Origin of the sequence: Pseudomonas sp. P7759 (assembly GCF_013386445.1) — a bacterium.
GTDB lineage: Bacteria > Pseudomonadota > Gammaproteobacteria > Pseudomonadales > Pseudomonadaceae > Aquipseudomonas > Aquipseudomonas azotoformans_A.
Map to the genome: position 1 here is coordinate 348,677 of NZ_JACART010000006.1, position 25,921 is coordinate 374,597.

The 25,921-nt window shown below is 60.8% G+C and carries 27 protein-coding genes and 1 pseudogene; 8 read left to right on the top strand and 20 right to left on the bottom strand.

Annotated elements, in window-relative coordinates:
• The first annotated feature begins 168 nt into the window (after positions 1–168).
• The 4 genes from HX823_RS07575 (at position 169) to HX823_RS07590 (ending at position 3,814) form a co-directional block, all read left to right on the top strand.
• The gene (locus tag HX823_RS07575; RefSeq protein ID WP_038844770.1) at positions 169–969 is read left to right on the top strand and encodes a transporter substrate-binding domain-containing protein; all 801 of its coding nucleotides are present in this window, start codon (positions 169–171) and stop codon (positions 967–969) included.
• A 219-nt stretch (positions 970–1,188) separates the two neighbouring features.
• Positions 1,189–1,986: a transporter substrate-binding domain-containing protein gene (locus HX823_RS07580; RefSeq protein WP_025999974.1), complete on the top strand. Its 798-nt coding sequence runs from the start codon at positions 1,189–1,191 to the stop codon at positions 1,984–1,986.
• 141 nt (positions 1,987–2,127) lie between these two features.
• On the top strand, positions 2,128–3,087 hold the full coding sequence (locus tag HX823_RS07585; protein WP_038844772.1) for an amino acid ABC transporter permease: 960 nt from the start codon (positions 2,128–2,130) through the stop codon (positions 3,085–3,087).
• Positions 3,080–3,814 (top strand): amino acid ABC transporter ATP-binding protein, encoded by a 735-nt coding sequence (locus HX823_RS07590; protein ID WP_038844774.1) that lies wholly within the window; start codon positions 3,080–3,082, stop codon positions 3,812–3,814. Before HX823_RS07585 ends, HX823_RS07590 begins: the two co-directional genes overlap by 8 nt.
• Here HX823_RS07590 and HX823_RS07595 read toward each other — a convergent pair.
• The 12 genes and pseudogenes from HX823_RS07595 to ubiE form a co-directional block, all read right to left on the bottom strand.
• Entirely contained in the window at positions 3,809–5,716 is a 1,908-nt protein-coding gene (locus HX823_RS07595; RefSeq protein WP_177074554.1) for a methyl-accepting chemotaxis protein, read from the bottom strand. The two genes, HX823_RS07590 and HX823_RS07595, sit on opposite strands and share 6 nt — an antisense overlap.
• A gap of 105 nt (positions 5,717–5,821) precedes the next feature.
• The gene (locus HX823_RS32260) at positions 5,822–6,694 is read right to left on the bottom strand and encodes a methyl-accepting chemotaxis protein (protein WP_371317946.1); all 873 of its coding nucleotides are present in this window, start codon (positions 6,692–6,694) and stop codon (positions 5,822–5,824) included.
• Between the two features lie 33 nt (positions 6,695–6,727).
• Positions 6,728–7,738 (bottom strand): annotated as a pseudogene (locus HX823_RS32265) (methyl-accepting chemotaxis protein); the annotation flags it as partial.
• Between the two features lie 391 nt (positions 7,739–8,129).
• On the bottom strand, positions 8,130–8,837 hold the full coding sequence (locus tag HX823_RS07605; protein WP_177074556.1) for a 16S rRNA (uracil(1498)-N(3))-methyltransferase: 708 nt from the start codon (positions 8,835–8,837) through the stop codon (positions 8,130–8,132).
• Complete coding sequence (tatC, locus tag HX823_RS07610; RefSeq protein ID WP_010213805.1) at positions 8,834–9,622, bottom strand: twin-arginine translocase subunit TatC; 789 nt, start codon at positions 9,620–9,622, stop codon at positions 8,834–8,836. The genes HX823_RS07605 and tatC overlap by 4 nt, the downstream gene beginning before the upstream one ends.
• Positions 9,619–10,023, bottom strand: coding sequence for a Sec-independent protein translocase protein TatB (gene tatB, locus HX823_RS07615; protein WP_038844779.1), 405 nt, complete (start codon positions 10,021–10,023; stop codon positions 9,619–9,621). The genes tatC and tatB overlap by 4 nt, the downstream gene beginning before the upstream one ends.
• A 10-nt stretch (positions 10,024–10,033) precedes the next feature.
• Positions 10,034–10,312 carry a twin-arginine translocase TatA/TatE family subunit gene (locus HX823_RS07620; RefSeq protein ID WP_003171180.1) on the bottom strand — a complete coding sequence of 93 codons (279 nt, stop codon included), beginning with the start codon at positions 10,310–10,312 and terminating at the stop codon, positions 10,034–10,036.
• A gap of 26 nt (positions 10,313–10,338) precedes the next feature.
• Positions 10,339–10,671 carry a phosphoribosyl-ATP diphosphatase gene (locus HX823_RS07625; protein WP_003187881.1) on the bottom strand — a complete coding sequence of 111 codons (333 nt, stop codon included), beginning with the start codon at positions 10,669–10,671 and terminating at the stop codon, positions 10,339–10,341.
• Positions 10,672–10,673: 2 nt separating this feature from the next.
• A complete protein-coding gene (hisI, locus tag HX823_RS07630) occupies positions 10,674–11,066 on the bottom strand; it encodes a phosphoribosyl-AMP cyclohydrolase (RefSeq protein WP_012721796.1) in 393 nt (130 codons plus the stop codon).
• A 41-nt stretch (positions 11,067–11,107) separates the two neighbouring features.
• Positions 11,108–12,712 carry a ubiquinone biosynthesis regulatory protein kinase UbiB gene (gene ubiB / locus HX823_RS07635; protein WP_033897736.1) on the bottom strand — a complete coding sequence of 535 codons (1,605 nt, stop codon included), beginning with the start codon at positions 12,710–12,712 and terminating at the stop codon, positions 11,108–11,110.
• Entirely contained in the window at positions 12,709–13,332 is a 624-nt protein-coding gene (locus tag HX823_RS07640) for an SCP2 domain-containing protein (RefSeq protein ID WP_038844781.1), read from the bottom strand. Before HX823_RS07640 ends, ubiB begins: the two co-directional genes overlap by 4 nt.
• Entirely contained in the window at positions 13,332–14,102 is a 771-nt protein-coding gene (gene ubiE / locus HX823_RS07645; RefSeq protein ID WP_033897738.1) for a bifunctional demethylmenaquinone methyltransferase/2-methoxy-6-polyprenyl-1,4-benzoquinol methylase UbiE, read from the bottom strand. Before ubiE ends, HX823_RS07640 begins: the two co-directional genes overlap by 1 nt.
• Before the next feature lie 144 nt (positions 14,103–14,246).
• On the opposite strand from ubiE, the gene HX823_RS07650 reads away from it, so the two are divergent.
• From HX823_RS07650 to HX823_RS07660, 3 genes are all read left to right on the top strand, one after another.
• A complete protein-coding gene (locus HX823_RS07650; protein WP_177074557.1) occupies positions 14,247–14,522 on the top strand; it encodes a polyhydroxyalkanoic acid system family protein in 276 nt (91 codons plus the stop codon).
• A gap of 105 nt (positions 14,523–14,627) precedes the next feature.
• Entirely contained in the window at positions 14,628–15,050 is a 423-nt protein-coding gene (locus HX823_RS07655) for a phasin family protein (RefSeq protein WP_038844785.1), read from the top strand.
• Positions 15,051–15,062: 12 nt separating this feature from the next.
• Positions 15,063–16,058 carry a phasin family protein gene (locus HX823_RS07660; protein ID WP_038844787.1) on the top strand — a complete coding sequence of 332 codons (996 nt, stop codon included), beginning with the start codon at positions 15,063–15,065 and terminating at the stop codon, positions 16,056–16,058.
• 61 nt (positions 16,059–16,119) lie between these two features.
• On the opposite strand, the gene HX823_RS07665 is transcribed toward HX823_RS07660, so the two are convergent.
• From HX823_RS07665 to HX823_RS07690, 6 genes are all read right to left on the bottom strand, one after another.
• A complete protein-coding gene (locus HX823_RS07665; RefSeq protein WP_038844790.1) occupies positions 16,120–16,647 on the bottom strand; it encodes a fimbrial protein in 528 nt (175 codons plus the stop codon).
• 17 nt (positions 16,648–16,664) lie between these two features.
• On the bottom strand, positions 16,665–17,600 hold the full coding sequence (locus tag HX823_RS07670; RefSeq protein ID WP_177074558.1) for a fimbrial protein: 936 nt from the start codon (positions 17,598–17,600) through the stop codon (positions 16,665–16,667).
• A 43-nt stretch (positions 17,601–17,643) separates the two neighbouring features.
• The gene (locus HX823_RS07675; protein ID WP_177074559.1) at positions 17,644–20,205 is read right to left on the bottom strand and encodes a fimbria/pilus outer membrane usher protein; all 2,562 of its coding nucleotides are present in this window, start codon (positions 20,203–20,205) and stop codon (positions 17,644–17,646) included.
• Between the two features lie 123 nt (positions 20,206–20,328).
• The gene (locus HX823_RS07680; RefSeq protein ID WP_038844796.1) at positions 20,329–21,084 is read right to left on the bottom strand and encodes a molecular chaperone; all 756 of its coding nucleotides are present in this window, start codon (positions 21,082–21,084) and stop codon (positions 20,329–20,331) included.
• Between the two features lie 6 nt (positions 21,085–21,090).
• Positions 21,091–21,867, bottom strand: coding sequence for a molecular chaperone (locus HX823_RS07685; protein WP_038844797.1), 777 nt, complete (start codon positions 21,865–21,867; stop codon positions 21,091–21,093).
• A 63-nt stretch (positions 21,868–21,930) separates the two neighbouring features.
• Complete coding sequence (locus HX823_RS07690; protein ID WP_038844798.1) at positions 21,931–22,512, bottom strand: fimbrial protein; 582 nt, start codon at positions 22,510–22,512, stop codon at positions 21,931–21,933.
• 368 nt (positions 22,513–22,880) lie between these two features.
• On the opposite strand from HX823_RS07690, the gene HX823_RS07695 reads away from it, so the two are divergent.
• Positions 22,881–23,555 (top strand): response regulator transcription factor, encoded by a 675-nt coding sequence (locus tag HX823_RS07695; protein ID WP_235165415.1) that lies wholly within the window; start codon positions 22,881–22,883, stop codon positions 23,553–23,555.
• A gap of 13 nt (positions 23,556–23,568) precedes the next feature.
• On the opposite strand, the gene HX823_RS07700 is transcribed toward HX823_RS07695, so the two are convergent.
• Positions 23,569–24,189 carry a TetR/AcrR family transcriptional regulator gene (locus tag HX823_RS07700; protein ID WP_033897748.1) on the bottom strand — a complete coding sequence of 207 codons (621 nt, stop codon included), beginning with the start codon at positions 24,187–24,189 and terminating at the stop codon, positions 23,569–23,571.
• 27 nt (positions 24,190–24,216) lie between these two features.
• A complete protein-coding gene (gene phaC / locus HX823_RS07705) occupies positions 24,217–25,899 on the bottom strand; it encodes a class II poly(R)-hydroxyalkanoic acid synthase (protein WP_177074560.1) in 1,683 nt (560 codons plus the stop codon).
• Positions 25,900–25,921 lie beyond the last annotated feature (22 nt).

The following is a 25,921-nucleotide window of genomic DNA, read 5'->3' on the forward strand; positions in this document are numbered from 1 at the left end:
TTCTCTTCGGGGGCGTTCCAAGCGCTGGTCCTACAGCGTTTTCCGCTCCCTCCTACCACCCGCTAACCTCTTGTTTTTTCGAAACAAAAGCCCCTCTTTCGAGGCATATTGCCGTGCCCGTGACTGGGTTAGCATCGCCCCGGATTTGGACGTATCACAGGGGTATTCATGAGCAAAGGCTATTGTTTGGCGCTGCTGCTAAGCGCTGCCGCATTGATTCACACGGGGTTGGCGCAGGCCGGCGCGATTGACGACGCCGTACGACGCGGCGTGCTGAAGGTTGGCACCACACCCACCTATGTGCCTTTCGAAATGACCGACAAACAGGGGCGAATCATCGGCTTTGAAATCGACCTGCTCAACGTCATGAGCCAAGCACTGGGTGTGCAACTTGAGTTGGTCGCGGTGCCCTACACCGAGCTGGTGGCGGGGTTGCAGGCGAAGAAATTCGACCTGATCGGCAGCGGCATGACGGTCACCCAGGAGCGCAACCTCAAGCTGAACTTCAGCGACTCGTTCATTGTGGTCGGCCAGTCCGTGCTGTTGCACCCAAGCCTGGCGGGCAAGGTCGGCAGTGTCGAAGACCTGGACGACGCCAGCTACCGGATCGCCACCACCGAAGGCACCACCGGCGAGCTGGCAGCGCGGCGGTTTCTAGGGGCAGCCCGCCTCAGCAGCTTCCCCACGCCGGAGGAAGGAGTACGCCAAGTGGTACAGGGCAAGGCAGATGCTTTTATTTATGACGCGCCCTACAACCTGATCGCCCTGAACCGCCCGGAAAACACCACGCTACTGGCGCTCGAGCAACCTTTCACGTTTGAACCGCTGGCGTTTGGCTTGAACAAAGGCGATTTCGACAGCCTCAACTGGATCAACCATTTCCTCAACCAGATTGCCCAGGACGGGACCTACGATCGTCTTCACGATAAGTGGTTTAAAGACACCGCCTGGCTGGCGGAGATCGACTGAAGGTCATAACTGCTTACACATCAAGCCGTTGCTTCCATCGACCTTGCACGTGTCTACATCTGCCCTTTGCTGCGCGGTTGTGGGGCTTTTCCGACATGCGCCGACAACAAATAGCCGTGAAACCTTTGTGACAGCAGACGAGTGGGTTAGGATCGCACCCCGAAATGGTGCAGCCCGTTTGCGCGCCGACCTCATAAGAATCGTTCAGGGGACTTGATGATGAAAAAGTATCTTTCGATGCTGCTGCTTGGCGTCACCGCGCTGGTCGCGGTCAATGCGGCCCAGGCCGGTGCCATCGATGATGCGGTCAAGCGTGGCACGCTGAAAGTCGGCATGGACCCGACCTACATGCCGTTCCAGATGACCAACAAGCGCGGCGAAATCATCGGTTTCGAAGTGGACATCCTCAAGGCCATGGCCAAGTCCATGGGCGTCAAGTTCGAGCCGATCTCCACCGGCTATGACGGCATCATCCCGGCCCTGCTGACCAACAAGTTCGACATGATCGGCAGCGGCATGACCCTGACCCAGGAACGCAACCTGCGCCTGAACTTCAGCGAACCCTTCATTGTGGTCGGCCAGACCCTGCTGATCCGCAAGGAACTGGAAGGCACCATCAAGTCCTACAAAGACCTGAACGACGAGAAATACCGCCTGACCTCCAAGCTCGGCACCACCGGCGAGATGGTCGCCAAGAAGCTGATCTCCAAGGCCAAGTACCACGGCTATGACAACGAGCAGGAAGGCGTGCTGGACGTGGTCAACGGCAAGGCCGACGCCTTTGTGTATGACGCGCCGTACAACGTTGTGGCCGAGAAAAAGGTCGGTAACGGCAAGCTGGTTTACTTGGAAGAACCCTTCACCTTCGAACCTTTGGCGTTTGGCCTGAAGAAAGGCGACTACGACAGCATCAACTTCATCAACAACTTCCTGCACCAGATCCGCAACGACGGCACCTACGATCGCATCCATGACAAGTGGTTCAAGAGCTCCGAGTGGCTCAAGGACATGGAATAAGGCTTTAGACCGAGTCGTGCCCTTCGCGAGCAAGCCCGCTCCCACACTTGACCGAGTTCCAACATGAGAATGCGATCAAGTGTGGGAGCGGGCTTGCTCGCGAAGGCGGCGTGACAGGCGACACCCATCCCGGAACCTGAAATGAAACAGAAAAAAGCCCAATGGCCCTGGCACCTGCTGACCGTGGTCGTGCTGGTCGGCCTGGCCGGCGCCTTGTACTACGCCACGTCGCTGATGTCCTACGAGTGGCGCTGGAACCGTGTACCGCAGTACTTCGCCTACCAGGCTGAAGAGTCCCAGCGTGCCGCTGATATCTCCACGGTGGTCGAGTTGGTGCGCAAAGGCGATGTGGCCGAAGTGACCCTGCGCAATGACGCAGGCGCCGAGCAGAAGCTGACCGTTGCCGACAACAGCCTGCAAGTGGCGCGCGGCGATGACGTGGCCGAGGGCGACGTGGTGGGCGTGACCCGCCATTGGGCATTGGGCCCGCTGATGTGGGGTTTGTGGACCACACTGTGGCTGTCTGTTGTCTCTGGCATCCTTGGCTTGATCATCGGCCTGGCGACCGGCCTGTGCCGTTTGTCCAGCAACCCTACCTTGCGCGATCTGTCGACGATCTACGTCGAACTGGTACGCGGCACGCCTCTATTGGTGCAGATCTTCATTTTCTACTTCTTTATCGGCACGGTGCTCAACCTGTCCCGTGAATTTGCCGGGATCGCCGCGCTGTCGCTGTTCACCGGCGCCTACGTGGCGGAAATCGTCCGCGCTGGCGTGCAGTCCATTACCCGTGGCCAGAACGAAGCCGCGCGGTCCTTGGGCCTGAGTGCCAGCCAGTCAATGCGCCATGTGGTATTGCCGCAGGCGTTCAAACGCGTGCTACCGCCGTTGGCCGGGCAATTTATCAGCCTGGTGAAAGACACTTCGCTGGTCTCGGTGATTGCGATTACCGAACTGCTCAAGAGCGGCCGTGAGGTGATCACCACCTCGTTCTCGCCGTTTGAAATCCTGTTCTGCGTCGCAGGCCTGTACCTGCTGATCAACCTGCCGCTGTCGAAAATGGCCAGCCGGCTTGAGCGGAGGCTCGCGCAAAGTGATTGAAGTCCGCGATCTGGTAAAAGTCTTCGACACCCGTGGGCAGGTGGTCCGCGCGGTCGACAACGTGACCACCCAAGTGGCCAAGGGTGAAGTGCTGGTGGTGATCGGCCCGTCCGGCTCCGGCAAGTCCACCTTCCTGCGTTGCCTCAATGGCCTGGAAGAATTCGACTCGGGCTCGGTGAGCATCGACGGCCTGCAACTGGCCGACCCGAAGACTGACGTGAATGCCTATCGCCGCGAAGTCGGCATGGTGTTCCAGCACTTCAACCTGTTCCCGCACATGACCGTGCTGGAAAACCTGTGCCTGGCGCAGAAAGTCGTGCGCAAGCGCAGCAAGAAGGAGCGCGAGGCCAAAGCCCTGGCGTTGCTGGAAAAAGTCGGGATTGCACAGAAGGCCAATGAGTTTCCATCACGCTTGTCCGGTGGCCAACAGCAGCGCGTCGCGATTGCCAGGGCCCTGGCGATGGACCCCAAGGTCATGCTATTCGACGAGCCCACCTCGGCGCTGGACCCGGAAATGGTCGGCGAAGTGCTGGACGTGATGAAGACCCTGGCCCTGGAAGGCATGACCATGGTCTGCGTTACCCACGAAATGGGCTTTGCCCGTGAAGTGGCCGACCGCGTGCTGTTTTTCGACCATGGCAAGTTGCTGGAAGACGCCGCACCGGCCGAATTCTTCGATGCACCAAAAGACCCGCGAGCCCAGGCCTTCCTGCGCCAGGTCCTATAGCCTGAATTTGCCCACCAGCGCTTGTAGATCCAGGCTCAGCCGGGTCAGCTGAACACTCGCCGCCGCCGTCTCTTCACTGGCGGCGGCGGTTTGTTCGGATACATCGCGCACCTTCAACACACTGCGATTGATCTCTTCCGCCACTGCACTCTGTTCCTCGGCGGCAGCGGCAATTTGTGGGTTCATTTCCTGGATGATCGACACTGTGCGGATAATCGCCGCGAGTGCATCGCCTGCATCACGGCTCAGGTCGACGCTGTAGTCAGTCAGGGCGCGGCTGCCGTCCATGATATCGGCCACTTGCTGAGTACCGGCGTGTAACCCGAGTATCAGCCCTTCGATCTCTTCAGCGGATGCCTGGGTGCGCTGGGCCAGGCTGCGCACTTCGTCGGCGACCACGGCAAACCCTTCACCTGCCGAGCCTGCCCGCGCGGCTTCAATGGCGGCATTCAGCGCCAGCAAGTTGGTCTGCTGCGACACGGACTTGATAACGTCCAACACGCCCCCGATTTTTTGACTCTCCTGTTGCAAAGCAACCATCGCCTGGCCGGCACGCGCCATTTCGTGGGCCAGATGACCAATCTGCTCCACGGCCTGCCCGACAACCCTGTCGCCAGCCGTGGCTTGTTCATCGGCCTCCCTGGCTGCCGCCGAGGCTTGTTCGGCATGTCGCGCGACCTCCTGGGCAGTGGCGAGCATTTCATTCATGGCGGTGGCCACCTGGTCGGTTTCGTCCCTTTGGTGACTGACCCCGTTGCGGGTCTGTTCGGTGACGGTGGAGAGCTGGGTGGCCGCGCTGGCGATCTGCCGGGCGCTGTCGCCGATGCCGCTGATCAAACTGCGCAGGTTACGAGACATTTGCGCGATGCTTTGCTGAAGTTGGCCGAGTTCATCCCGACGCTCCACCACAAGGTTGTCGCTCAGGTTGCCCTCGGCGATGCGGTTCGCCGCGGCCAAGGCCTGGCGCAACGGCAGGGCGATTTGCCGGGCGATCCACCAGGCCGCCAGCGTACCCAGCAACAGTGCGGCAACCGTGACGCTCACCAGCAACAGGCGAGTCTGTTGCGCCTCACCGTCACGCTTGACGATTTGCCCCTCGCTCACCCAGTCGGTTTTTTCGAGCAACTGGTTGAGTTGTTGCTCGAAGCGGTTCTGCACGGTTTCAGTCGTGACTTGAGCGTCCTTCAGCGCCAGTAACTGCGCGCGATAATTGGCCAGGTCGGTTTTGAGCAGCGCCGAGTCCACGGGCAGCTCCGTGACGGCGGCTTGAGCGATGTCCAGAGCGTCGAGTGTTGTACCGAGCACTTCGACATAGGCTTTTAGCGATTCGGCAGCCCAGGCAGGGCTGCGGGCACGCTCTTCAGCTTGTTCCATGGTTTGCCGCAGGTTCTCGATGGCATCGAGTGCTTTTTGATCCTGCTGGTCGGGTAGTTCACTGGCTAATTGGGCGAGGGTGTCGCTGGCCTGTAGGGCGGATTTGCGCAGCACAGGCCGGGTGGTTTCGCGTTGTTCGATCAGCGGCGACAGTTCAACGAGTGCCGTTTTGAAGCTGACCACCAAACCCTTCGCTTCCTGGATACGTTGCAGGTCGGCTGTGTCTTTCAGGTGGTTTTGCAGGTAGTCGAGGTGCTGGTCGATTTTTTCGATCTGCAATTTCATTTTGCCCAGGCTGGCGGTGTCCGTCAGGGTGCGGTACACGATACGGTCGGCGCGCATGGCTTCTGCCACCGCGGCCAGCTTGCCCAGCTCGGTCAGGTTGCCTGAACGAAATAGCACGGCATTCAAGGCTTGCCAGCCGGTCATGGCGATGATGAAGCTGAGGATCAGCACCTGACCAAAACCCAGGGCGAGTTTGAGTCGGACACTGGCATTGACCAGCCAGCGGGTCAGCCAAGAAAACATGATGAACCTCCGAATCGGAAAAGCGTTTCGCAACAGAACAAACGCTAATTCGATTCGGGGTCATGCTGGGCTGATAACTATGTAGGAAATTTCACAAGCTGCTGGTTAGATCCGGAAACGCCCCACCAGCGTTTGCAGGTAAATCCCCAGGCGGGCCAGCTCGGCACTGGATGCAGCGGTTTCTTCACTGGCCGACGAGGTCTGTTCCGACACATCGCGCACGTTCAACACGCTGCGGTTAATCTCTTCCGCCACTGCGCTTTGTTGCTCGGCGGCCGTGGCGATCTGCGAGTTCATCGCCTGGATGGTCGAGACCGTGCGGGTGATACTCGCCAAGGCGCTGCCGGCGCGGCGGGTCAGTTCGACGCTGCTGTCGGTCAAGCCACGGCTGTTGTCCATGATGGTCGCTACTTGTTGAGTGCCGCTTTGCAGGCCGACGATCAGTTCTTCGATCTCTTCGGTGGACTTCTGGGTGCGCTGGGCCAGGCTGCGCACTTCGTCCGCCACCACGGCGAAGCCACGCCCGGCTTCACCGGCGCGCGCGGCTTCAATCGCGGCGTTGAGGGCCAGCAGGTTGGTTTGCTGGGCCACGGACTTGATCACGTCGAGCACGCTGCCGATCTTGTCGCTTTCGCGCTTCAGGTCGCCCATGGCGACCGTGGAGTTGCCCACCTCGGTGGCCAGGCGTTCGATCTGGGCGATGGCTTCGCCGACCACCTTGTCGCCTTCACGGGCCTGCTGGTCAGCCGCCACGGCAGCTTCGGAGGCCTCCTCGGCGTTGCGTGCCACTTCCTGCACGGTCGCGGCCATTTCGTTCATGGCGGTGGCAACCTGATCGGTCTCGACCTTCTGGCTGTTGACCCCGGCGCTGGTCTGTTCGGTCACGGCCGACAGTTGTTCGGCGGCGCTGGCGATCTGGGTGACACCGTCGCTGATACCACCGATCAGCTCGCGCAGGCCGACGGTCATGCTTTGCATGGCGCGTTGCAGCTGGCCCAGTTCGTCCTGGCGCGTGGAGGTCAGGTTGTGGCTCAGGTCGCCGGAGGCGACGCGTTCGGCCACCTTGAGGGTCTGATTCAGCGGGATGACGATCTGGCGTGTGATCGCCCAGGCGGCCACCAAGCCGAAGATCAACGCCAGCACGGTCGCCAGCAGCAAGAGTTGTTTGGCCTGCGCGGCGTCGGTGTCGCGCACCACGGTTTGCGAGGTGGTGAGTTTTTCGCTGTGGCCCAGCAGGATATCGCCCTGGGCATTCATGATTTTCAGCGCCTCGGCGGCGGCGGTCTGGGAGTCGCGGTACTGGCTGACGGCCGCGCGGTAGGCTTGCAGCGAGGTGCTGGCCTGCTGCAGGTTGGCCTGGTACTGCGCGGGCAGTTGGCCTTCCAGTTCGGTGATCTTCTTGATGGCGTTATCAATGGCATCGAGGGCCGGCTGTTCAGCCTCGACCTTGGCGCTGTAGGTGTAGCCGCGCACCTGGAAGCGCGCTTGCTGAATCAGCTTGCTCAGGTCGACCACGCTGTTGAACTGCGTGACGCTGTCGCCTTGCAGTAGGCTTTTTTCGACCTCGCTAACCTTCGCCACGGCGTTGTCGGCGGTGTCGCCCAGTTTGCTGCGGGCACCTTCGCGCTTCAGCCCGGCCTGGACCATGGCGGCAAAGGCCTTTTTGTATTGGTTCAGGGCGTCTTGTTGCTGTTCTACCAGGGCCTTGTCGTCGGGTTGCTCGATCAGGTCGGCGGCGGTTTTCAGGCCGCTGTCCAGTTTGGTGATCAAGTTGTTGACCGCGTCGGTGCCTTGTTCGCCGCGACGCATTTCGAAGTCCAGGCGCGCCAGGCGCAAGTCCTTGGTCAGGCCGTTGAGGCTGGAGATATAGCCCAGCTTGTCACCGCGATTGATCACATCGCCCAGGCCGGTCCAGCCGGTGAAGGTGATCATTAATGTCAGCAGTAAGACCAGGCCGAAGCCCACGCCGAGTTTGGTTTTGACGCTGATATTCCCCAGCTTTTCGGCTAACCAACGATACATGCTGCGAACTCCCCTGGAACAAGGCTTGGACTTATTCAAAGGTTATCGGCAGGTTGGGAATATTCTGTAGGCGCCGGCTTGCCGGTGATGGCGTCTGCGGCTGCTCGGGGTATGGCGCTGGACCTGTGGCGAGGGAGCTTGCTCCCGTCAGCGGCCTGGCGGCCGACTAGGATGTTGGATCAGACTGAGTACATATCCATTGCTGCTGTAACGGCCGCTATTGGTTCCGCTCTTACAGCGGGTCACTTTTGGAAAGACCCAAAAGTAACCAAAAGGTCTTCGCCCCAACACTCGGCANNGGGCGCCTAAGATCAAAAGCTAGATCAAGATCAAGAGCGGCTCGCTTCGCATCGTGGTTAGGGGGGGTTACAGCGTTGTGTCGATATTAATGTTAGAAGAGCCGGGCGAGCAGGGCGGTGACGGCGGTTTCGACGCGCAGGATGCGTGCGCCTAGTTGCACAGGCTGTAAGCCCGCTTTGTTGAGCAAATCTACTTCGTAGGGAATCCAGCCGCCTTCCGGGCCGATCGCCAGGGTCACCGGCTCGTCCAGCCCGCGTGGGCAGGACGGGTAATCACCGGGATGGCCGATAAGGCCCAGGGTGCCCGCAGTCATGGCCGGCAGGCGGTCTTCGACGAAGGGTTTGAAGCGTTTTTCGATGATGATCTCGGGCAAGATCGTGTCCCGCGCCTGTTCCAGGCCGAGGATCAGTTGTTCGCGAATCGCCTCGGGTTCAAGAAATGGGGTTTGCCAGAAGCTTTTTTCGACCCGGTAGCTGTTGAGCAGCACCACCTTGGGTACGCCCATGGCGGCCACGGTCTGCAGCACCCGACGCAGCATCTTCGGGCGTGGTAGGGCCAGCAGCAGGGTCAGTGGCAGCTTGGCCGGCGGCGGTTGGTCGAAGCTGACGTGCAGCTCGGCTTCAGTCGTTTCCAGGCGCAGCAGTTGGGCGTTGCCCATCTGCCCGCCGATGCGGCCGACGCGCAGGCTGTCGCCGACGGCGGCGCGGTGGACTTCCTGCATGTGCACCAGGCGTCGATCACGCAGCACCACACGGTCGGCCGCGATGAAGTCGGCCTCTTCGAGGAGCAGCAGGTTCACGGCTGGGTCGCTGGCGGCTGGTCGTCGTCGGGCTGGTCATCCGGGTGTTCGCCGCGCTTGCTGATCAAGCCGCTGAACAGGATGCCGATCTCGAACAGCATCCACATCGGCACGGCCAGCAGGGTCTGGGAGAAGATGTCCGGTGGCGTAAGGATCATGCCGACCACGAAGCAGCCGATGATCACGTACGGGCGGATCTTCTTCAGGTATGCCACGTTGACCACGCCGATCCATACCAGCAGCACCACGGCCACCGGGATTTCGAAGGCCACGCCAAAGGCGAAGAACAGCGTCATCACGAAGTCGAGGTAGCTGGTGATGTCGGTCATCATTTCCACGCCGGCCGGGGTGGCGGCGGCGAAGAACTTGAAGATCAGCGGGAACACCAGGAAGTAGGCGAACGCCATGCCGGTGTAGAACAGCAGGATGCTCGACACCAGCAACGGCACGGCGATGCGCTTCTCATGCTTGTACAGGCCCGGCGCGATAAAGCCCCAGATCTGGTGCAGGATCACCGGGATCGCCAGGAACAGCGAAACCATCATGGTCAGTTTCAACGGCGTGAGGAACGGCGACGACACGTCGGTGGCGATCATCGTCGCGCCGGCCGGCAGGTATTGGCGCAGCGGCGTGGAGACGAAGGTGTAGATCTGCTGGGTAAAGGCGAACAACCCGGCAAAGATGATGAAGATGGCCGCTACGCAACGCAGCAGGCGGGTACGCAGCTCGGTGAGGTGCGAGACCAGCGGCATATGCTGGTCGTTTTCCGGTTTATCAGCGCTCATGGGGCTCGCGGCGGCAATGTAGGGTCATGGGGCGCGGGCGACGCGGTGGGCGTCGGCGCAGGCTCGGTGGGCGCGGTCGGTGCGACGGGTGTGGCTTCAGCGGCCGGTGCGATGCTGTTTTCAGCCACAGGCTCCGCCGGTTTGGCGGGCTCCTGCACCGGCGACAGAATCTTCCGGGCTTCTTGCTCCAACGACAGAATGTGCTCGTTGTGCAGTTGCCGGCGGATCTCGTCGGCGCCGATTTCCCGTTCAACTTCCTGTTTGATGGCGTTGAAACTGCGTTTCAGGCGCCCGATCCACAGGCCGGCTGTGCGTGCTGCACCGGGCAGGCGTTCCGGCCCCAGTACCAGCAAGGCCACGAGGCCGACGAGCAGCAGTTCAGAGAAGCTGATACCAAACATTAGTCAGTGCTCACGAGTCTTTGCGGGTCGGCTCTTCGACTTTCTCAGCCTGCACGTCGAAGGTGCGACGCTCGGTGATCGGCTGGGTGGCCTGCGGGTGCACAGGCTGCGCCGGAGGCACCGGGTTGGCGGCCGGGTCGGCGGGTTTTTCGTCGTCGTTCATGGCTTTGCGAAAGCCCTTGATCGACTCGCCCACGTCGGTGCCCAGGTTTTTGAGTTTCTTGGTGCCGAACACCAGTACCACCACCACCAGAATGACGATCCAGTGTTTCCAGTCAAAAATGCCCATGCTGCAAATCCTCAAGTCTTAGTTATTCAGGCGGACGGGCGCGAGGCTTTCTCGGCATGCCCGGACAAGCCGAAGCGTCGGTCCAGTTCATCCAGCACAGCCTGCGGATGCTGCCCCAGTTGGGCGAGCATGACCAGGCTATGGAACCACAAGTCTGCGGTCTCATAGATTACATCGCTGTAATCACCGCTGATTTGCGCGTCCTTGGCCGCAATGATGGTCTCGACAGATTCTTCGCCGAGCTTTTCCAGGATCTTGTTCAAGCCCTTGTGGTACAGGCTGGCGACGTAGGAACTGTCGGCGTCCGCGCCTTTGCGGTCTTCCAGCACCTGGGCCACGCGGTTCAGGGTATCGCTCATGTCTAGTGTCCTGCCGAGTAAATGGCGTGCGGGTCTTTGAGCACCGGCTCCACCACTTTCCATTCGCCATTTTCGAAAACGCGATAGAAGCAGCTGTGACGGCCGGTGTGGCAGGCGATGTCGCCGATCTGCTCGACCTTGAGGATCACCACGTCGGCGTCGCAGTCGATGCGCATCTCGTGCAGGGTCTGCACGTGCCCGGACTCTTCGCCCTTGCGCCACAGTTTGCCACGCGAGCGTGACCAGTAGATGGCGCGCTGCTCAGTGGCGGTGAGGCTCAGGGCCTCGCGGTTCATCCAGGCCATCATCAGCACGCGCCCGGTCTTGTAGTCCTGGGCAATGGCCGGCACCAGGCCGTCACTGTCCCATTTGATCTCGTCCAGCCAGTCTTTCATGTTCGGCTCCGGCAATTTGCGACAGTGTATAACCGGATTGGCTATCGACGCACGATCAGATAAACACCGACGGCGACCATGATGCCAGCCGGCCAGTGGCCCAGTTGGTTCAGCGGGCCACCGATGGCCAGCATCACCCCGCCGACCAGGTGCGCAGCGCCCAGCAGGCGCAGGAACCAGTCGTCCTTGCGCTGTTTCCAGGGCGGCGCCGGGTCCTTGGCGTGCGGCTGGGACATGCGCTCCAGCAGGTCGCGGGTCATGTTGGCCAGATGCGGCAGTTGTTCCATCTGGCTGTGCAGGTTGCCCAGCACGGTTTTCGGGCTCATGCGCTCGCGCATCCAGCGTTCCAGGAACGGCTGGGCGGTGTTCCACAGGTCGAGGTCCGGGTACAGCTGGCGGCCCAGGCCTTCGATGTTCAGCAGGGTCTTTTGCAGCAATACCAACTGCGGCTGCACTTCCATGTTGAAGCGCCGCGCAGTCTGGAACAGGCGCATCAACACCTGGCCGAAGGAAATATCTTTTAACGGTTTTTCAAAGATTGGCTCGCACACGGTGCGGATCGCCGCTTCGAATTCGTTGAGCTTGGTTTCTGCCGGCACCCAGCCCGAATCAATATGCAACTGCGCCACGCGGCGGTAGTCGCGCTTGAAGAAGGCGAACAGGTTGCGCGCCAGGTAGTCCTGGTCTTCCGGGGTCAGGCTGCCGACGATGCCGCAGTCGATCGCAATGTACTGCGGGCTCCACGGGTTCACGGTGCTGACGAAGATGTTGCCGGGGTGCATGTCGGCGTGGAAGAAACTGTCGCGGAACACCTGGGTGAAGAAGATCTCCACGCCGCGTTCGGCGAGCATCTTCATGTCGGTGCGCTGGTCGGCCAGGGTTGCGAGGTCGGTGACCTGCACGCCGTAGATGCGCTCCATCACCAAGACTTTGGGGCGGCACCAGTCCCAATACACTTGCGGCACGTACAGCAGGGGCGAGCCTTCGAAGTTGCGCTTGAGCTGGCTGGCATTGGCGGCTTCGCGCAGCAGGTCGAGTTCGTCGTAGATGGTTTTTTCGTAGTCGGCGACCACGTCCACCGGGTGCAGCAGGCGCGCATCGGCCGAGAAACGCTCGGCGGCGCGGGCAAGGATGAACAGCCACGCCAGGTCCTGGCCGATGATCGGCTTGAGGCCGGGGCGGATCACCTTAACCACCACCTCTTCGCCGGTCTTGAGCTGCGCCGCGTGCACTTGGGCGACGGAGGCCGACGCGAGAGGCTCGACGTCAAAGCGGCTGAAGACTTCGCTGATCTTCTTGCCCAATTGTTCTTCGATCAGCGCCATCGACTGTTGGGAGTCGAACGGCGGTACGCGGTCCTGCAACAGCATCAGCTCGTCGGCGATGTCTTCAGGCAGCAAGTCGCGGCGGGTCGAGAGGATCTGCCCGAACTTGATGAAGATCGGCCCCAGGTCCTGCAACGCCAGGCGCAGGCGCGCGCCACGGCTGAGCTCCAGCTTTTTGCGCGGGAACCAGCGCCACGGCAGCACATAGCGCACCGCGAGCAGGAACCATGGCAGGGGCAGGGCGAACAGCAGGTCATCGAGTTGGTAGCGGATTACGACGCGCTGGATACGAAACAAACGGCGGACGGCGAGCAGCTTCATGCGTTATCGCTTGGATCAAGGGAACGGCTCAGGCGCTCGAAGCGGGCCTCAAGGCGTTCCAGGTCGATTTTGGCCTTGTCGAGTTCACGAAAGCGCGCTTGCGCTTCCCGTTCTCCGACCAGGGTGCGCGATTCTTCGCTCAGGTATTCGGCGAGGTTCTGGTTGAGGCTGGCGAACCCTTGCTGGTACCAGCGCGAACGGCTGCGCAGGTGCCCGCTGATCAACTGGGTGGCGACGGGGCCGATCCAGCGTGACAGCTCGTATTCCCAGTCCAGTTCCAGGTCTTGCAGCACGGCAGCCAGGTCCATCAGCACCGAGCTGTCGCCTTCCAGCTCCACTTCGGCGCTGTGCAGGATGGCGGTCTTGTTGCGGCTCAGGGCCAGGTGCAACAGGCTCGACGCCGGCGCACGCAGGGTGCAGTCGGCGTCGGCGGCCCATTGGGTCGCGAGCATCAGGCCTTCATCGCTGGGCAGGATAAACAGCTGCAAAGCGGGGCTGCGGCAGTCGACGGCAATCACTTTGCCATTGAGGTGCGCAAGCCGCGCCAGGGCGGTGCTGTCCAGGCGCAGCACACGGTTGAGGCCGTGTTCAACGCTGGCGAGAAAGCCTGCGAGCAACATCAGGGCTTGATGCCACGGTGCAGGGCGACGATACCCGAGGTCATGTTGTGGTAGGTCACGCGGTCGAAACCGGCTTCTACCATCATCGACTTCAGGGTTTCCTGGTCAGGGTGCATGCGGATCGATTCGGCCAGGTAGCGATAGCTCTCGGCGTCATTGGTGATCAGCTTGCCCATCAACGGCATGAAGGCGAAGGAGTAGGTGTCGTAGACCTTGGACATGATGGCGTTGGTCGGCTTGGAGAATTCCAGCACCAGCAGGCGGCCACCCGGCTTGAGCACGCGCAGCATCGAGCGGATCGCGTCTTCCTTGTGGGTGACGTTACGCAGGCCGAAGGCGATGGTGACGCAGTCGAAATGGTTGTCGGGGAATGGCAGTTTTTCTGCGTCGGCCTGGACGAATTCGATATTGCCGGCCACGCCTTTGTCCAGCAGGCGGTCGCGCCCGACCTTGAGCATCGAGCCGTTGATGTCGGCCAGTACCACTTGGCCAGTCGGGCCCACCAGCTTGGAGAACTTGGCCGCCAGGTCGCCCGTGCCGCCGGCGATGTCCAGTACACGGTTGCCAGGGCGAACACCCGACAACTCGATGGTGAAGCGCTTCCACAAGCGGTGCATGCCGCCCGACAGCACGTCGTTCATCAGGTCGTACTTGGCCGCGACCGAGTGGAACACCTCAGCGACTTTTTCCGCTTTCTGGCTTTCCGGGACGTTCTTGAAGCCGAAGTGAGTGGTGGGTTCGGCATCGCTGCCTTTGCGCTGATCAGTCATATCGCTGTCACCAAAAGAGAATGCGGGACATGATAATCCCCAAGGCCTGCTTTGTCTTGGCAAGGCTGCAGGTAAGATGGGTGGTCACCGAGACCTTTTGCCGCATCGAAGGTATTCACGTCCCTATAAAGAGGAGTCATTGCAATGGCCCGTATAACCGTTGAGCGCGCACATTCCCTGGGTAAAGAAGGCGCGCGGGCAAAGGCCGACAAGTTGGCGCTCAAACTCAAAGAGCAATATGGCCTGGAGCCGTCGTGGTCCGGCGATACCTTGAACCTCAAGCGTTCGGGGGTTAAGGGCACGGTATTAGTCACTGCAGATTCGTTGCGTATCGATGTGGAACTGGGCCTGTTGATGTCGGCCATGAGTGGCACCATCAAGTCCGAAATCGAAAAAGCCCTGGATAAAGCCTTGGTGTGATCCGTCTGTTCTTAGGGTGCCGATTCTAATTTTCCAGCCTACTTTGTGCCCAAGCCCTCAACTCCTGCGGGCCGTTCCTCCCCCCTAATCTGCGTGAGGTGCACCATGGCCAAAGTTATCCTGAAGAAAAAAATCGACGCCCAGACCACTACCCTGAGCGAGGTTAAATCCTACGCCCGCAAGATCTGGCTGGCAGGACTTGGTGCTTACGCCAAGGTTGGAAGCGAAGGCAGCGAGTACTTCAAAGAGCTGGTTAAGACCGGTCAACATGTTGAAAGTAAAGGCAAAAAAGTTGCAGTTGAACAACTTGAGGCCGCCAACAGTCAGATTGACCAAGTAAAGAGTAATGTCTCCGCCGTCAAAGGTCTGGTAGAAGTTCAGCTGGATAAAGTTGAAAAAGCTTTTGATACTCGCGTTGCCAGTGCCTTGAATCGAATCGGCATTGCGTCTAAACATGACGTTGAGACACTCTCTGCTAAGCTCGAAGAGCTGACGACATTGCTAGAACGTGTCGCGCGTAAACACTAAGGAGACATCGGGATGGCTGTTAAAAAGACTACTCAGAAAGAAGGCAGCTCGTGGGTCGGGGAAGTTGAAAAATATTCCCGTAAGATCTGGCTTGCTGGTTTAGGCGTGTACTCGAAGGTTAGCAGTGACGGCGGCAAATACTTCGAGACTTTGGTCAAGGACGGCGAGAAGGCCGAGAAGTTGACCAAAACCACGGTTGGTAAAAAAGTTGAAGCCGCCAAGGCAACTGCCGGCTCCGCCAAGTCGAGCATTTCTGACACGTGGGGCAAGTTGGAAGAAACTTTCGACAAGCGCCTTAACAGTGCCATTTCGCGACTGGGCGTGCCTAGCAAGGCAGAGCTGAAGACGCTGCACAGCAAGGTCGATACCCTGACCAAGCAAATCGAAAAACTGACCGGCGCTAAAGTGGCTCCCGCGAAAACGGCTGGTGCAAAACCGGCTGCCAAGCCTGCGGCTAAAACCGCAGCGGCCAAACCGGCTGCGAAAACTGCCGCCAAGCCTCTGGTAAAAGCGGCCGCCAAGCCGGCTGCCAAACCCGCTGCCAAGGCTCCCGCCAAAGCGGCGGCTAAACCAGCCGCCAAGCCTGCGGCAAAAACCGCCGCTGCCAAACCGGCCGCCAAGCCTGCCGCTAAACCAGTTGCCGCTAAAGCTGCTGCCAAGCCAGCCGCCAAACCAGCAGCCAAGGCCGCCGCTAAACCAGCCGCCAAGCCTGCGGCCAAAACTGCAGCTGCAAAACCTGCTGCCAAGCCAGCCGCTGCGAAACCTGCAGCCAAGCCGGCCGCCGCTAAACCGGCTGCCAAGCCTGCTGCAGCCAAGCCAGCGGCAAAACCAGCCGCCGCGAAGAAGCCAGCAGTTGCAAAAAAACCAGCAGCACCCAAGCCTGCTGTTGCGGCCAAGCCTGCAACGGCGCCAACCGCTTCCACAGCCAACTCGGTGTCCGCACCGACCCCTGCTGCTGTGACCCCGACTGCAACGCCGGCAACCCCGACGCCATCCAGTCAGTCCTGATTTTCCCCAGGACACAATAAATGCCCGGCCTGCAAAGGCCGGGCATTTTTTTGCGTCAGTATCAGTTGTAAGTGATAGACACGGTCACAGCGCTGGCCAAGCTGCCTTGAGTGATGGCTTCACCGGTTTTATGGTAAGCCGCTGCAAGTGCAAGGACAGCTTTGTTGCCGCTGGTTGCAACCGTTCGGCTGCGCTGGTCAGGGGTGCCATTGGCCGGGATGGTTGAAAGCGCGGGTGCGCGATGCGCCAGTAACAGCGCGGTGCCTTTCGAGCCACCGGTATTGGCAAATAATTCGCCATTCCCCGCTGAGGGCGTGCCGGTAAACAGGAAGATCACGTTGCGGATATCGGATTCACAGTCGGCGGAGACCTCGAAATCGAGCTGCCCGGCGGAGGGGGTCGCGTCCAGGTCGGAAATCTTGATGGTTGGCAAGGTAAGGGTGCGGTTCTCGTCGCCGGCGGCCAGGTTGCAGGTGCCGGCGTCGACCTGCCCGGCAAAGGTCAACGTTCCGGTTGTCGCGGCCTGGGCGCTGAAGCTGGCGAGCCCGCCGGTCATTGCCAACAGAAGGGGAATGCTGCGTAGGTACATCGGGTTTTCCTCAGGTTTCAGTTGTAGGTGATGTTGACGGTGGCGGTACTGGCCAGGGAGCCTTGGCTGACCATGCCGTTTTTGTGATACGCGGCGCTAAGTGGCAAGACCGCGCGGTCGCCGGACACCGCCACGGTGCGATCTTCGTTGGCGCTGATGGTCTGGGGCACGCCGTTGAGGCGTGAGTACAGCCACAGGTCTACGCCGCCGGCAGTGCCGGTGTTGTCGAAGAGCAGGGGGTTGCCCGGTGCCGGGGTGCCGCTGAAACGGAAGGTGACGTTGGTCGCATCGCTGCACTGGGCGGTCAGCTCGAAGTCATGTACGCCCGCGTAGACAACGTCCTTCAAGGCGCTGGCTTGTATCGTGGGGAGCGTGATTGTGCGGTTGACGTCACCGGCGGCCAGGTCGCAGGTGGCGGCGGGCCTGACAAAGCGCACCGCGTTGCCGAGGTCAAGACGGTAAACCTCTGGGGTGTGTATCCAGCGGTGCTCCCAGAGGTTTCCGGCCGGGATCGTTCCGTCTGTGACAGGCCCCATTTTGTAAAAGTGCGCCGTCGCAGAGGTGTAGCTAGGGATCTTGCCGTATACCTGCTGGGGCGGCTGGGTGTGAATGGCGAAGAACGCTTCGTTGGCGCCGTCGGCCCACGTCAGGGAAATGCGTACGCCAATACCGGGGACTTCGGTGCGGTAGATGAAGGAGCCTGGGTATCGCTGGTCCGGGTATCGCCCGACATACCATCGGCGCACAGCCACAGGGCAATTGGCGACGAAGGCCGGAGAAGGACCGCTGAATGCCTGGCTGGTGATGAGGCTCCCGTCAGGCAGGCTGTCCGGCACCGTGATGGTCGCCGGCAGGTTGAGGGTCAGCGTTGAGTCTGGATACCGATCGCAATACGCTTGGGCGGTCAGCGGCAGGCTCAGTACTGTCAAAACGAATTTGATGGAGTGTTTCATCTTCAGTCCCGTCGTAAGAAATAGGGCGTTCGAGCGCGCCTGATCAACCGTTGGCCGCGGCTTGGCAAGTGCCTGCGTCCAGATGGCGCAATCGGTTGCCGCCCTCCGGCCCCCGCTGCGGACCCACGCCGTATTGCAACCGGCAAGAGGCATTGGCCCCCCACTTGACCTTCAGTTGCCCCTGCGGGCGAGAGACCCGCACAAAGGCTTTACCGCCTTGCCCGACAATGCCGACGCTGGCGCCGTCTTCATCGAACACATCCGAACCGAACGGCAGCGAGCTACCGTCCTCGCGCAGGGCCGTGATCAAGATCGCCTGGCCGCTGACCGTGTCGAATTGCAGCTTCACCACCGAGCCCGCACGGGGTGCGACGTTTTGCGCGGCGGTCTTGAGCTCTACGTCGACGGACAGGTCCTTGGGATCCAGTTCGACCACGTTCTGGCGATAGGGAGTGAGGTGGGGCACCACGGCATAACCGCGCTTGCCGACCTGGGCGCCGTGGTTGCCGTTGATCCGCGCACCCTGCGCATCAGGCGCCTGGACGATGCCAAGGGTGTCGCCCAGTTCCGGGGCGAAAATCACGCCATCGGCGTGGGCGACGATGCCGCCGGTCATGCCCAGGGAGGTCGCACGGTAGGCGTTGCTTTGCCCGAAACCTGCGGACAGCACGCCATGGCTGGCCTGGTATTTCATGTCGGCGGTCACTGAGTTGCTGCTGCCCTGCGTGCGACTGCCGCCCACGCCGTAGCTGAATTGGCTGCGTTCGCCCAGGGTGCCGCCGAGGTTCATCCGCTCACCGCTGCTTTGATCGCCGCGATAGGCGGTGGTGGTCAGGGTGGGGGAGCGAGCGTCGCTGCCCAGGGGCAGACTCAGGGTCAGTTCCACTTGTTTGTCGACCCGCTCACTCAGCAGATCCTTGCTGCGCTGGGCGCTGACGGTGTAGTGCAAGCCCTTCCAACTGCCGCTGTAGCCGGTGGTGAAGGTCAGGTTGCCGCTGCTGCGGTTCCAGTAGTTTTGCGAGGAACCGGTCAGGTAGACCGTACCGTTCGCCAGGCCTTGGTTGAGGCTGATGTCCATCCGGTCGCGCAGGCGCGAGACGTTATCCAGGTTGTTCCCGTCGATGGCGAGGTCGCGAATCTGTGCAGCGTCGGCGACGCTCAGAAAGCCTTGCGTGGAGTAGCGGTAGGCGCCGAGGGCAAAGTGGGTGCCGGTGTCGGTGAAGTTCTTGCTGTAGCGCAACTGCAGGCTTTGCCCTTGGCGAGCGCCGTGGCCTGGCAGCGCTGCGTTCGAGTGGGTCAGGTCAAGGGACAGTGCGCCATACGGTGTGTTGAACGCCGCACCCAGCAACTGCGACAGATAGTCGTCACCCGCCACCGCCCCGGTGTAGCCGGTCAGCAGGTTACTGAGGCCGTGCTGGTAAGTGGCTTGCATCAGCCTTGGGGGATGGCGCAGGCCGATTTCGTCGAGCAAGCCGGCGCTCAGCGAATAGCGGCTGTGGCCGGTGCGCAACAGGTTGGCGTTGGCGGCGAACGGCACGATGAATTCGCGCTGACGGCCATCGGCCTCGGTCACTGTGACGGTCAAGTCGCCGCCATATCCGGTGGCAAACAAGTCGTTGAGCACGAACGGGCCAGGCGCGACCGACACTTCATCCAGCAACACACCGCGCTGACGCACGGTGACCCGCGCGTTGGTCTCGGCGATGCCGCGCACGACCGGGGCAAAACCGGTCTGGGAATCCGGCAGCATCCGATCATCGCTGAACAGGCTGGCGCCGCGCAGGCGCACGCTGTCGAAGAGCTGGCCTGGGGTGTAGATTTCGCCGACCATCAGCTGTGATCGCAACGGGCTCAATTCGCGCTGCACATAGGTGCTGCTGCCCTGGTAGCCCGCGACGGCATCGCTCTGGCTGAAGCTGCCGTTGTGGCGCCAGTGCCAGTCACCCAGGTTAAGCCCGGTGTTCAGGCCCAAGTAATGAGAGTCGATGGAGCGACCCTTTGTGCGCGTCGTGAAGGTGTTGGCGTTGTAGCGCACAAACGCCGCATCGACCCCACCGTCCCAGTGTTTGGGGTCGACATACCCGCGCGCTTTGCGCGCCAGGTAGATCTGTGGAACCTGCAACGCCAGGCGGTTTTCGCCCGAGTCGAATTGAGCGGTGCTGCCTGGCAGGTAGGTTGCAATGTCTTCGCAGGGGGCGAATGCGGGAATAGGCGCCTGACCCGCTTCGGCGGGTTGATTGTGCGGCGCTTCCAAGTCGATGCCAAACCTGAGCACGGCGTCCCGCTCCAGGCACATCTGTGCAGCGTCCCGGCCCTTGACCGCGACGAACGTCAGGGATTCACGGCCGATCCACTGGCCATTGAGATAAACGTCGGTGCGGTAACTGCCGGGCAGCACCACGTTGCCCTGGCTGAATTTGGCGATATCGACCTGCCGGCCGCCCACGCCATCCGGAAAGAAGGCGGGGTTGAACCCCACGTTCTCGGCACCTTGGGCGCCCACGGCATAGGCGCTGCTCAGCAGCCAAAGGCAGCGCGTCATCAGCGTCCAACGATGATGTGCAAGGGGCCAGCTGTTCGGGCTGGCGTGGGTGTTCAGACTCATGTGTACCCTTTCCAAAAAGTGGGCGCTGTCCGAATTCGGGCAAAGCAAAGCCCTGCCCCGAGAAATGGGCATCAGACGAACGTGTGCGGTGAGGTCAGTCGTCGGCCAGACTGGCCGTGTGGGTCATGTCGAGAGCGGGCTGCTGTGGGTGCTGCGCACGCCGTAGTCGTCGAGCGTCTGGAACTCCACGGTGGCGGCGCTGCCCGACGGTTTTTTGAGGCTGGGTAGTTCAAAACGCGTGCGACCGCCAGGCGGCACCATGTTCCCGGCACCAGAAGCCGAGGGTTTGCGTGCATGACGCTGCTGAGCGTCCAGTACGTCGACCTGCTCGAAGGTCACGTGATAGGGCGTGGGGTTATAGACTTCCAAGGCCTGGCCGTGCTCGGTCGACTCACGCCGCCATTGCAGTTTTCCGGGCGCGGCGTCGACGCCATACGGCAGGTTCGGTGGCCGGAAAAACAGCTTGATCCGCGAACGGAAGGCCAGTTGCAGCTGATTGGCCTCCTGGGAATGCGCGGGCACCTCCAGCAGGTTGAACCAGAACAGGCTTTCCCGTTCCGTCGGCAGGCTGTCACCCGTGTACGCCAGGCGTAGAACCTGTTGCTTGCCCGGTTCCATACGAAAGATCGGCGGCGTGGCGATAAACGGCACCGTGGCCCGATCCGGGGTGGAGTGTTCGTCACCGCTGTCCAGCCACACCTGGATCAGCACGGGCGCCTGGTTCTTGCTTTCCAGCCTGACCGTCACCTCCTTGTCGTCCTGTGGGTAGATGATCCGGGTGCTGCTGATGACCACGCTGGCCTGCGCGGCGGCGCTCAGCAGTGCAAAGGCCAACGCGATCAGGCGGGCCGACAGGTGTGAAGCGAAAACGGCGTTCATGGTCTGTTACCCGGCGACTGGAGGCGTAAGGTCTGCCGAGTGGCGAACGCGGGCACCGAAGTCGCTGACGGCGGTGAATTCGACCTTGAGCGCACCGTTAGGGCGTTCGCGCAGCGACGGCAGCGCGAATACTTTCACGTCGCCGGCCGGCATCATCAGGCTGTCGTTGGCTTCCTTGTTGGCGGCTTTGCCGAAGCGTCTTCCTTCGCTCACCAAGACCACTGAACTCAGGGAAACATGGTACGGCGTGGGGTTGGTCGCTTGCAGGGCATAGCCCTGGTGGTGGGCAACCAGTTTCCATTGCAACTTGGACGCCGCGCTGCCCACCGAGTAAGGCAATGCCTGCGGTCGCAGAAACACCCGCAAGCGGGTGCGGAAGGCCAATTCGATCTGGTTGTTCTGTTCGGCACCGGCGGTCAGCGGCGGGACTTCCAGCACGTTCAGCCAGTACAGGCTTTCGCGGTCGGTGGCCGCGGCCTCCCCGGAATAGCGCAGGCGCAGCGCCTGTTGCTGGTGCGGCTCGATGCGGAAGATCGGTGGCGAAAGGGTAAACGGTGTCTGCGCCGTGGCTGGCGTGGAGCGGATGTCGCCCGTGTCCAGCCAGGTTTGTACCAGGGCCGGGCGGTCACCTTTGTTTTCCAGGCGCACGACCACTTCCTGCTGATCGGCGGGGTAGATCACGCGGGTGCCATAGATAATGACCCCAGCCTGGGCGGGAAATGCGTGCAGCAGTAACCCTGCGATACCCCAGGTGGCAAGCGCGAGGCAGACCAGCTTTTTCATGCTCAATGTTCTCTACGAATCAGGCGGATGGGCCTGCCTGGCAACTGCAGGCCCGCTTGCGGTTTAGTTGTCGTACACGACCATGAAGCCGACGCGGGTCTTGACCGTGCCTTCAGTTGCGGCACCGCTGGCGTACATCTGCGCGGCCAGTGGGATGACCGCCTGGTTGTCGGTGATCACCACGCCTTCGGATTTTTCGGTGTAGACGTTGATTGGCGAGCCGTTCCGGTTCGTCACTTCAACCTGTACGTTCTTGGCGTTGGTGGTGTCGGACGGGTCATCGTAGCCGTCGATGTTCAAGCGTCCGGTTGCCACATCAATGGCCGGGCTGGTTGGGTCGAACGCAACCATCGCGGTGCGACCGTTGGTGCAACCGCCTTCGCCTGGCGCGCCAATGCGAATGGTGAAACCGGTGAGGTTGGCGCGATCACCCGGCTTCGCCAGGCGTGCGGCAGACACACCGCCGAGGTTGACGTCTTTGACCACGGCACCGGTGCCCGGCGCTGCGCCTTCGATGGTGCAGGTCGTATCGTTCACCAGCCCGGTGAAATTGATGGTTCCGTCGTTGGCGGCGTGTGCCGTTTGCGAAACGGCCGCAGCCAAGGCAAGTGCGGCGGCAAGGGTGGAGAAAGTGTTGACTGTCATAGAGCTCCCAATCGTGCGTTATTTGAGTAATCCGCCGCACAGTGATGTGCTGCATCGGTAATTTGTTTCGTTTTTTTACCGAGTTGCGGGGAGCTCTAATTTGGCTGGGAACGTTAACGATGCCTATAGAGATGTAACGAGATTTATCTCGTAATTGTTCGAAGTCCAAAATATTAATTAAAACAATTGTATGGGTCTGCGTCTGTAAGAATCAGGTGTAAGGCATATATGTAGGATTAAGTTGTAAGGGCGGGTCGAGTTGATTTTCCTATGTTGAAGCATCAAAAAAGCTGCGCTATACCCTGTTCGTGCAATGAGCGTATTTGAACTAAGTTGTACCTACTTTGGCGAACTTTCTGGTGGCCGATATGCACACCATCATGTTGTTGGATGATCACGAGATGGTTCGACAGGGGATCGAACTGGGCCTGCGTAAAGAGACCGATCTGGACGTTATCGGCTCATTCAGCACGTCCAGGGCGTTACTGGATGCGCTCACACAGCGACCTGTGGATGTGGTGGTGATGGACTTTACGCTGGGGCCGTCGGACATCGATGGCCTCAGCCTGATCCAGATGCTGAGCCGGCGCTTTAAGCGCTGCAAGGTGCTCGTTGTGTCGTCGCACTGCACACGTGCAAGGGTCACGCTGGCGCTGAAGGCAGGCAGCCTGGGGGTACTGGGCAAGACCCAACAGCTCACGGAATTGGTCGTGGCTATTCGAACCGTCGCCCAAGGGCGGATTTACCTGCAACGCGGCATGTTGTCGGTATTGCAGGAGGGGGAGTCTGCTTTGTGGCAGATGAATATCGAATCGAAACTTGAAACGGCTATGCCGTTGCGATTAAGTGGCTCTTTAACGCCCAAAGAACAAGAAGTATTGCGTTGTTTTTTGGATGGCATGTCCGTGAACTCAATTGCGGCAAAGTTTTCGCGCAGTGCAAGTACCATCAGTACACAAAAACAATCGGCTTATCGAAAGCTGGGGATCAGGACCGACAGTGAACTTTTCATGTTCACTAAACAGTTTGGTCGACCTGATTGATTTCAATGAGTCTTTAAGTCGGATTGTCCAGATAACGCAGCGCCCATTGCTCTGTGGCTTGTCGTGCCGGCGACTGCAGATGGGGCGCCACCAGCATCATGATCTGGTAGATCACTACTTGCACCTCACCTTCGCGATCGAGAATCCGCTGGTAATCCAGGGAGAACAGCAAGGTCATGGTGATTTGCTCAACCAGTTGCCCCAGCGCCTGGGTGTCGCTGACCAATTGCCCGGCGGCCTTGAGCCGTGCCAGCAGAGACGCCAAGGTCCGTTTGAGCGCCGTCAGCAGGTTGCGAATGCCCTTGGCCAGCTTTGGCAGGCGTCCCGCCAGGTTCGACAAGTCCTGGAACAAGAACCGGTAATGCGCCATGCGCTCGACGATCAGGTGCAGGAACAGCCAGTAATCCTCGGCTTCCAGTTGCGCGTCCGCGGGAGGGTCGAGCAGGGGCGCCAACTCATTCTGGAAACGCTCGAACAACCCGAGCACCAACGGTTCCTTGCCATGGAAGTGGTAGTAGAGGTTGCCGGGGCTGATCCCCATTTCATTGGCCACCTCCATGGTCGACACGTTCGGTTCGCCCTTCTGGTTGAACAACTGCAGGGCACATTCAAGGATACGGTCGCGGGTCTTCATCCAGTCTTCTTAATGTGATCGTTGAGCTCAGCGCACGCGCACATAGGTGCCGGGCGCCGCTTCCATCGGTGGGTAATTCTGGTTGCCCAGGGCGGTAAGGGTTTCCCGTTGCGCGCCGGAGCGCTGCTGGATCCAGTCCAGCCACTGCGGCCACCAACTGCCTTCGACGTGGTTGGCGTCGTAGTACCAGGCGCGCGGGTCGCTGCTCAGCTTGAGGTTCTCGACGTAGTTGGCCTTGGGGTTGCCCGGCGGGTTGAGAATGCTCTGGATATGCCCGCTGTTGGACAGCACGAAGCGCCGCTCGCCGCCCAGCAATTGGGTGGAGCGATACACCGCGTCCCACGGCGTGATGTGGTCATTGATGCCCGCCACACTGAAGCTGTCCACCGTGACCTTCTGCAAATCGATCGGCGTGCCACACACTTCCAGGCCGCCGGGATGGCTCAGCGGGTTGTGCTTGAAGAAGTCCAGCAGGTCACCGTGCAGCGCGGCGGGCAGGCGCGTGTTGTCGTTGTTCCAGTACAGGATGTCGAAGGCCGGCGGTTCTTTGCCCAGCAGGTAGTTGTTGATCCAGTAGTTCCAGATCAGGTCATTGGGGCGCATCCAGGCGAACACCTTGGCCATGTCGCGGCCGTCCAGCACGCCTTGCTGATAAGACCGGCGCTTGGCGGCTTCCAGGGTTTGTTCATCAGCGAACAGGGTGGCGGGGCTGTCGATCTGGCTGTCCAGCAGGCTCACCAGGTAGCTGGCGCTGGAGATGCGGCGCAACTGGCGCTTGGCTTGCAAGTGGCCTTGCAGCGCGGCGATGGTCAGGCCACCGGCGCAGGCGCCCATCAGGTTGACCTCACGGGCGCCGGTGATGGCGCGGCACACGTTGAGGGCTTCTTCCAGCGCAGCGACGTAGGTGGACAAGCCCCATTCGCGATGCCGCACGTCCGGGGTGCGCCAGCTGACCATGAACGTCTGCAGGCCATTTTTCAGGGCGTACTGCACAAAGCTGTTGGCCGGGCTCAAGTCGAAAATGTAGTACTTGTTGATTTGCGGCGGCACGATCAACAGCGGCTTGGCGTACTGTTTTTCGCTCATGGGCTTGTACTGGATCAACTCCAGCAGCTCATTGCGAAACACCACCGAGCCTGGGGTGGTGGCGACCGTCTTGCCCACCTCGAAGGCGTGTTTGCTCACCTGGCGCGGCAGGCCATTGTTGTGCAGCAGGTCTTCGAACAGGTTGGTCACTCCGCGCACCACGCTGTTGCCGCCGGAATTGAGCAGTTCCTTGATCGCCAGCGGGTTGAGCAGGGTGTTGGAAGGGGAGACCGCATCGTTGATCAACGAAAAAGCAAAATGCGCTCGGGCGCGGTCATCGGCGCTCAGGTTGCTGTCATCGATCCAGTGACGGGTCTGCTTCTGCCAGCTCAAATAGGCTTGCAGGCTACGCCGGTACAGCGGGTTGAGTTTCCAGGTGGGGTCGGTGAAGCGGCCGTCGTTGGGGTTGGGTTCGTGCACGGTTTCACCGAGCAGCACGCGGCCCAGTTGACCGCTCAACGCCCAGGCATGGCGAGCGGTATGCACCGGGTTGCGCAAGCCATGGGCGGCCACGCTGCGCAGGGTCGACAGCAGGTCTCGACCGCGCAGGCCGGTGATCGCATTTTGCGCATTGATGAACACGGCAGGGGTGGGCGCCGGGTTCGTCACGGGTCTTTCTCGCATGAGCCAACACTCCTTCGTCAAG

Excerpts from the sequence above, each read along its gene's own strand:
- HX823_RS32260 (WP_371317946.1), bottom strand. The coding sequence starts at position 6,694 with ATGCAAAGCATGACCGTCGGCCTGCGCGAGCTGATCGGTGGTATCAGC.
- tatC (WP_010213805.1), bottom strand. The coding sequence starts at position 9,622 with ATGAGCGCTGATAAACCGGAAAACGACCAGCATATGCCGCTGGTCTCG.
- HX823_RS07670 (WP_177074558.1), bottom strand. The coding sequence starts at position 17,600 with ATGAAACACTCCATCAAATTCGTTTTGACAGTACTGAGCCTGCCGCTG.
- ubiB (WP_033897736.1), bottom strand. The coding sequence starts at position 12,712 with ATGAAGCTGCTCGCCGTCCGCCGTTTGTTTCGTATCCAGCGCGTCGTA.
- HX823_RS07585 (WP_038844772.1), top strand. The coding sequence starts at position 2,128 with ATGAAACAGAAAAAAGCCCAATGGCCCTGGCACCTGCTGACCGTGGTC.
- hisI (WP_012721796.1), bottom strand. The coding sequence starts at position 11,066 with ATGAAAGACTGGCTGGACGAGATCAAATGGGACAGTGACGGCCTGGTG.
- HX823_RS07675 (WP_177074559.1), bottom strand. The coding sequence starts at position 20,205 with ATGAGTCTGAACACCCACGCCAGCCCGAACAGCTGGCCCCTTGCACAT.
- HX823_RS07680 (WP_038844796.1), bottom strand. The coding sequence starts at position 21,084 with ATGAACGCCGTTTTCGCTTCACACCTGTCGGCCCGCCTGATCGCGTTG.
- HX823_RS07640 (WP_038844781.1), bottom strand. The coding sequence starts at position 13,332 with ATGTTGCTCGCAGGCTTTCTCGCCAGCGTTGAACACGGCCTCAACCGT.
- HX823_RS07595 (WP_177074554.1), bottom strand. The coding sequence starts at position 5,716 with ATGTTTTCTTGGCTGACCCGCTGGCTGGTCAATGCCAGTGTCCGACTC.
- HX823_RS07650 (WP_177074557.1), top strand. The coding sequence starts at position 14,247 with ATGGCCCGTATAACCGTTGAGCGCGCACATTCCCTGGGTAAAGAAGGC.
- HX823_RS07580 (WP_025999974.1), top strand. The coding sequence starts at position 1,189 with ATGAAAAAGTATCTTTCGATGCTGCTGCTTGGCGTCACCGCGCTGGTC.
- HX823_RS07575 (WP_038844770.1), top strand. The coding sequence starts at position 169 with ATGAGCAAAGGCTATTGTTTGGCGCTGCTGCTAAGCGCTGCCGCATTG.
- phaC (WP_177074560.1), bottom strand. The coding sequence starts at position 25,899 with ATGCGAGAAAGACCCGTGACGAACCCGGCGCCCACCCCTGCCGTGTTC.
- HX823_RS07655 (WP_038844785.1), top strand. The coding sequence starts at position 14,628 with ATGGCCAAAGTTATCCTGAAGAAAAAAATCGACGCCCAGACCACTACC.
- HX823_RS07660 (WP_038844787.1), top strand. The coding sequence starts at position 15,063 with ATGGCTGTTAAAAAGACTACTCAGAAAGAAGGCAGCTCGTGGGTCGGG.
- HX823_RS07665 (WP_038844790.1), bottom strand. The coding sequence starts at position 16,647 with ATGTACCTACGCAGCATTCCCCTTCTGTTGGCAATGACCGGCGGGCTC.
- tatB (WP_038844779.1), bottom strand. The coding sequence starts at position 10,023 with ATGTTTGGTATCAGCTTCTCTGAACTGCTGCTCGTCGGCCTCGTGGCC.
- HX823_RS07700 (WP_033897748.1), bottom strand. The coding sequence starts at position 24,189 with ATGAAGACCCGCGACCGTATCCTTGAATGTGCCCTGCAGTTGTTCAAC.
- HX823_RS07620 (WP_003171180.1), bottom strand. The coding sequence starts at position 10,312 with ATGGGCATTTTTGACTGGAAACACTGGATCGTCATTCTGGTGGTGGTG.
- ubiE (WP_033897738.1), bottom strand. The coding sequence starts at position 14,102 with ATGACTGATCAGCGCAAAGGCAGCGATGCCGAACCCACCACTCACTTC.
- HX823_RS07685 (WP_038844797.1), bottom strand. The coding sequence starts at position 21,867 with ATGAAAAAGCTGGTCTGCCTCGCGCTTGCCACCTGGGGTATCGCAGGG.
- HX823_RS07625 (WP_003187881.1), bottom strand. The coding sequence starts at position 10,671 with ATGAGCGATACCCTGAACCGCGTGGCCCAGGTGCTGGAAGACCGCAAA.
- HX823_RS07695 (WP_235165415.1), top strand. The coding sequence starts at position 22,881 with ATGCACACCATCATGTTGTTGGATGATCACGAGATGGTTCGACAGGGG.
- HX823_RS07690 (WP_038844798.1), bottom strand. The coding sequence starts at position 22,512 with ATGACAGTCAACACTTTCTCCACCCTTGCCGCCGCACTTGCCTTGGCT.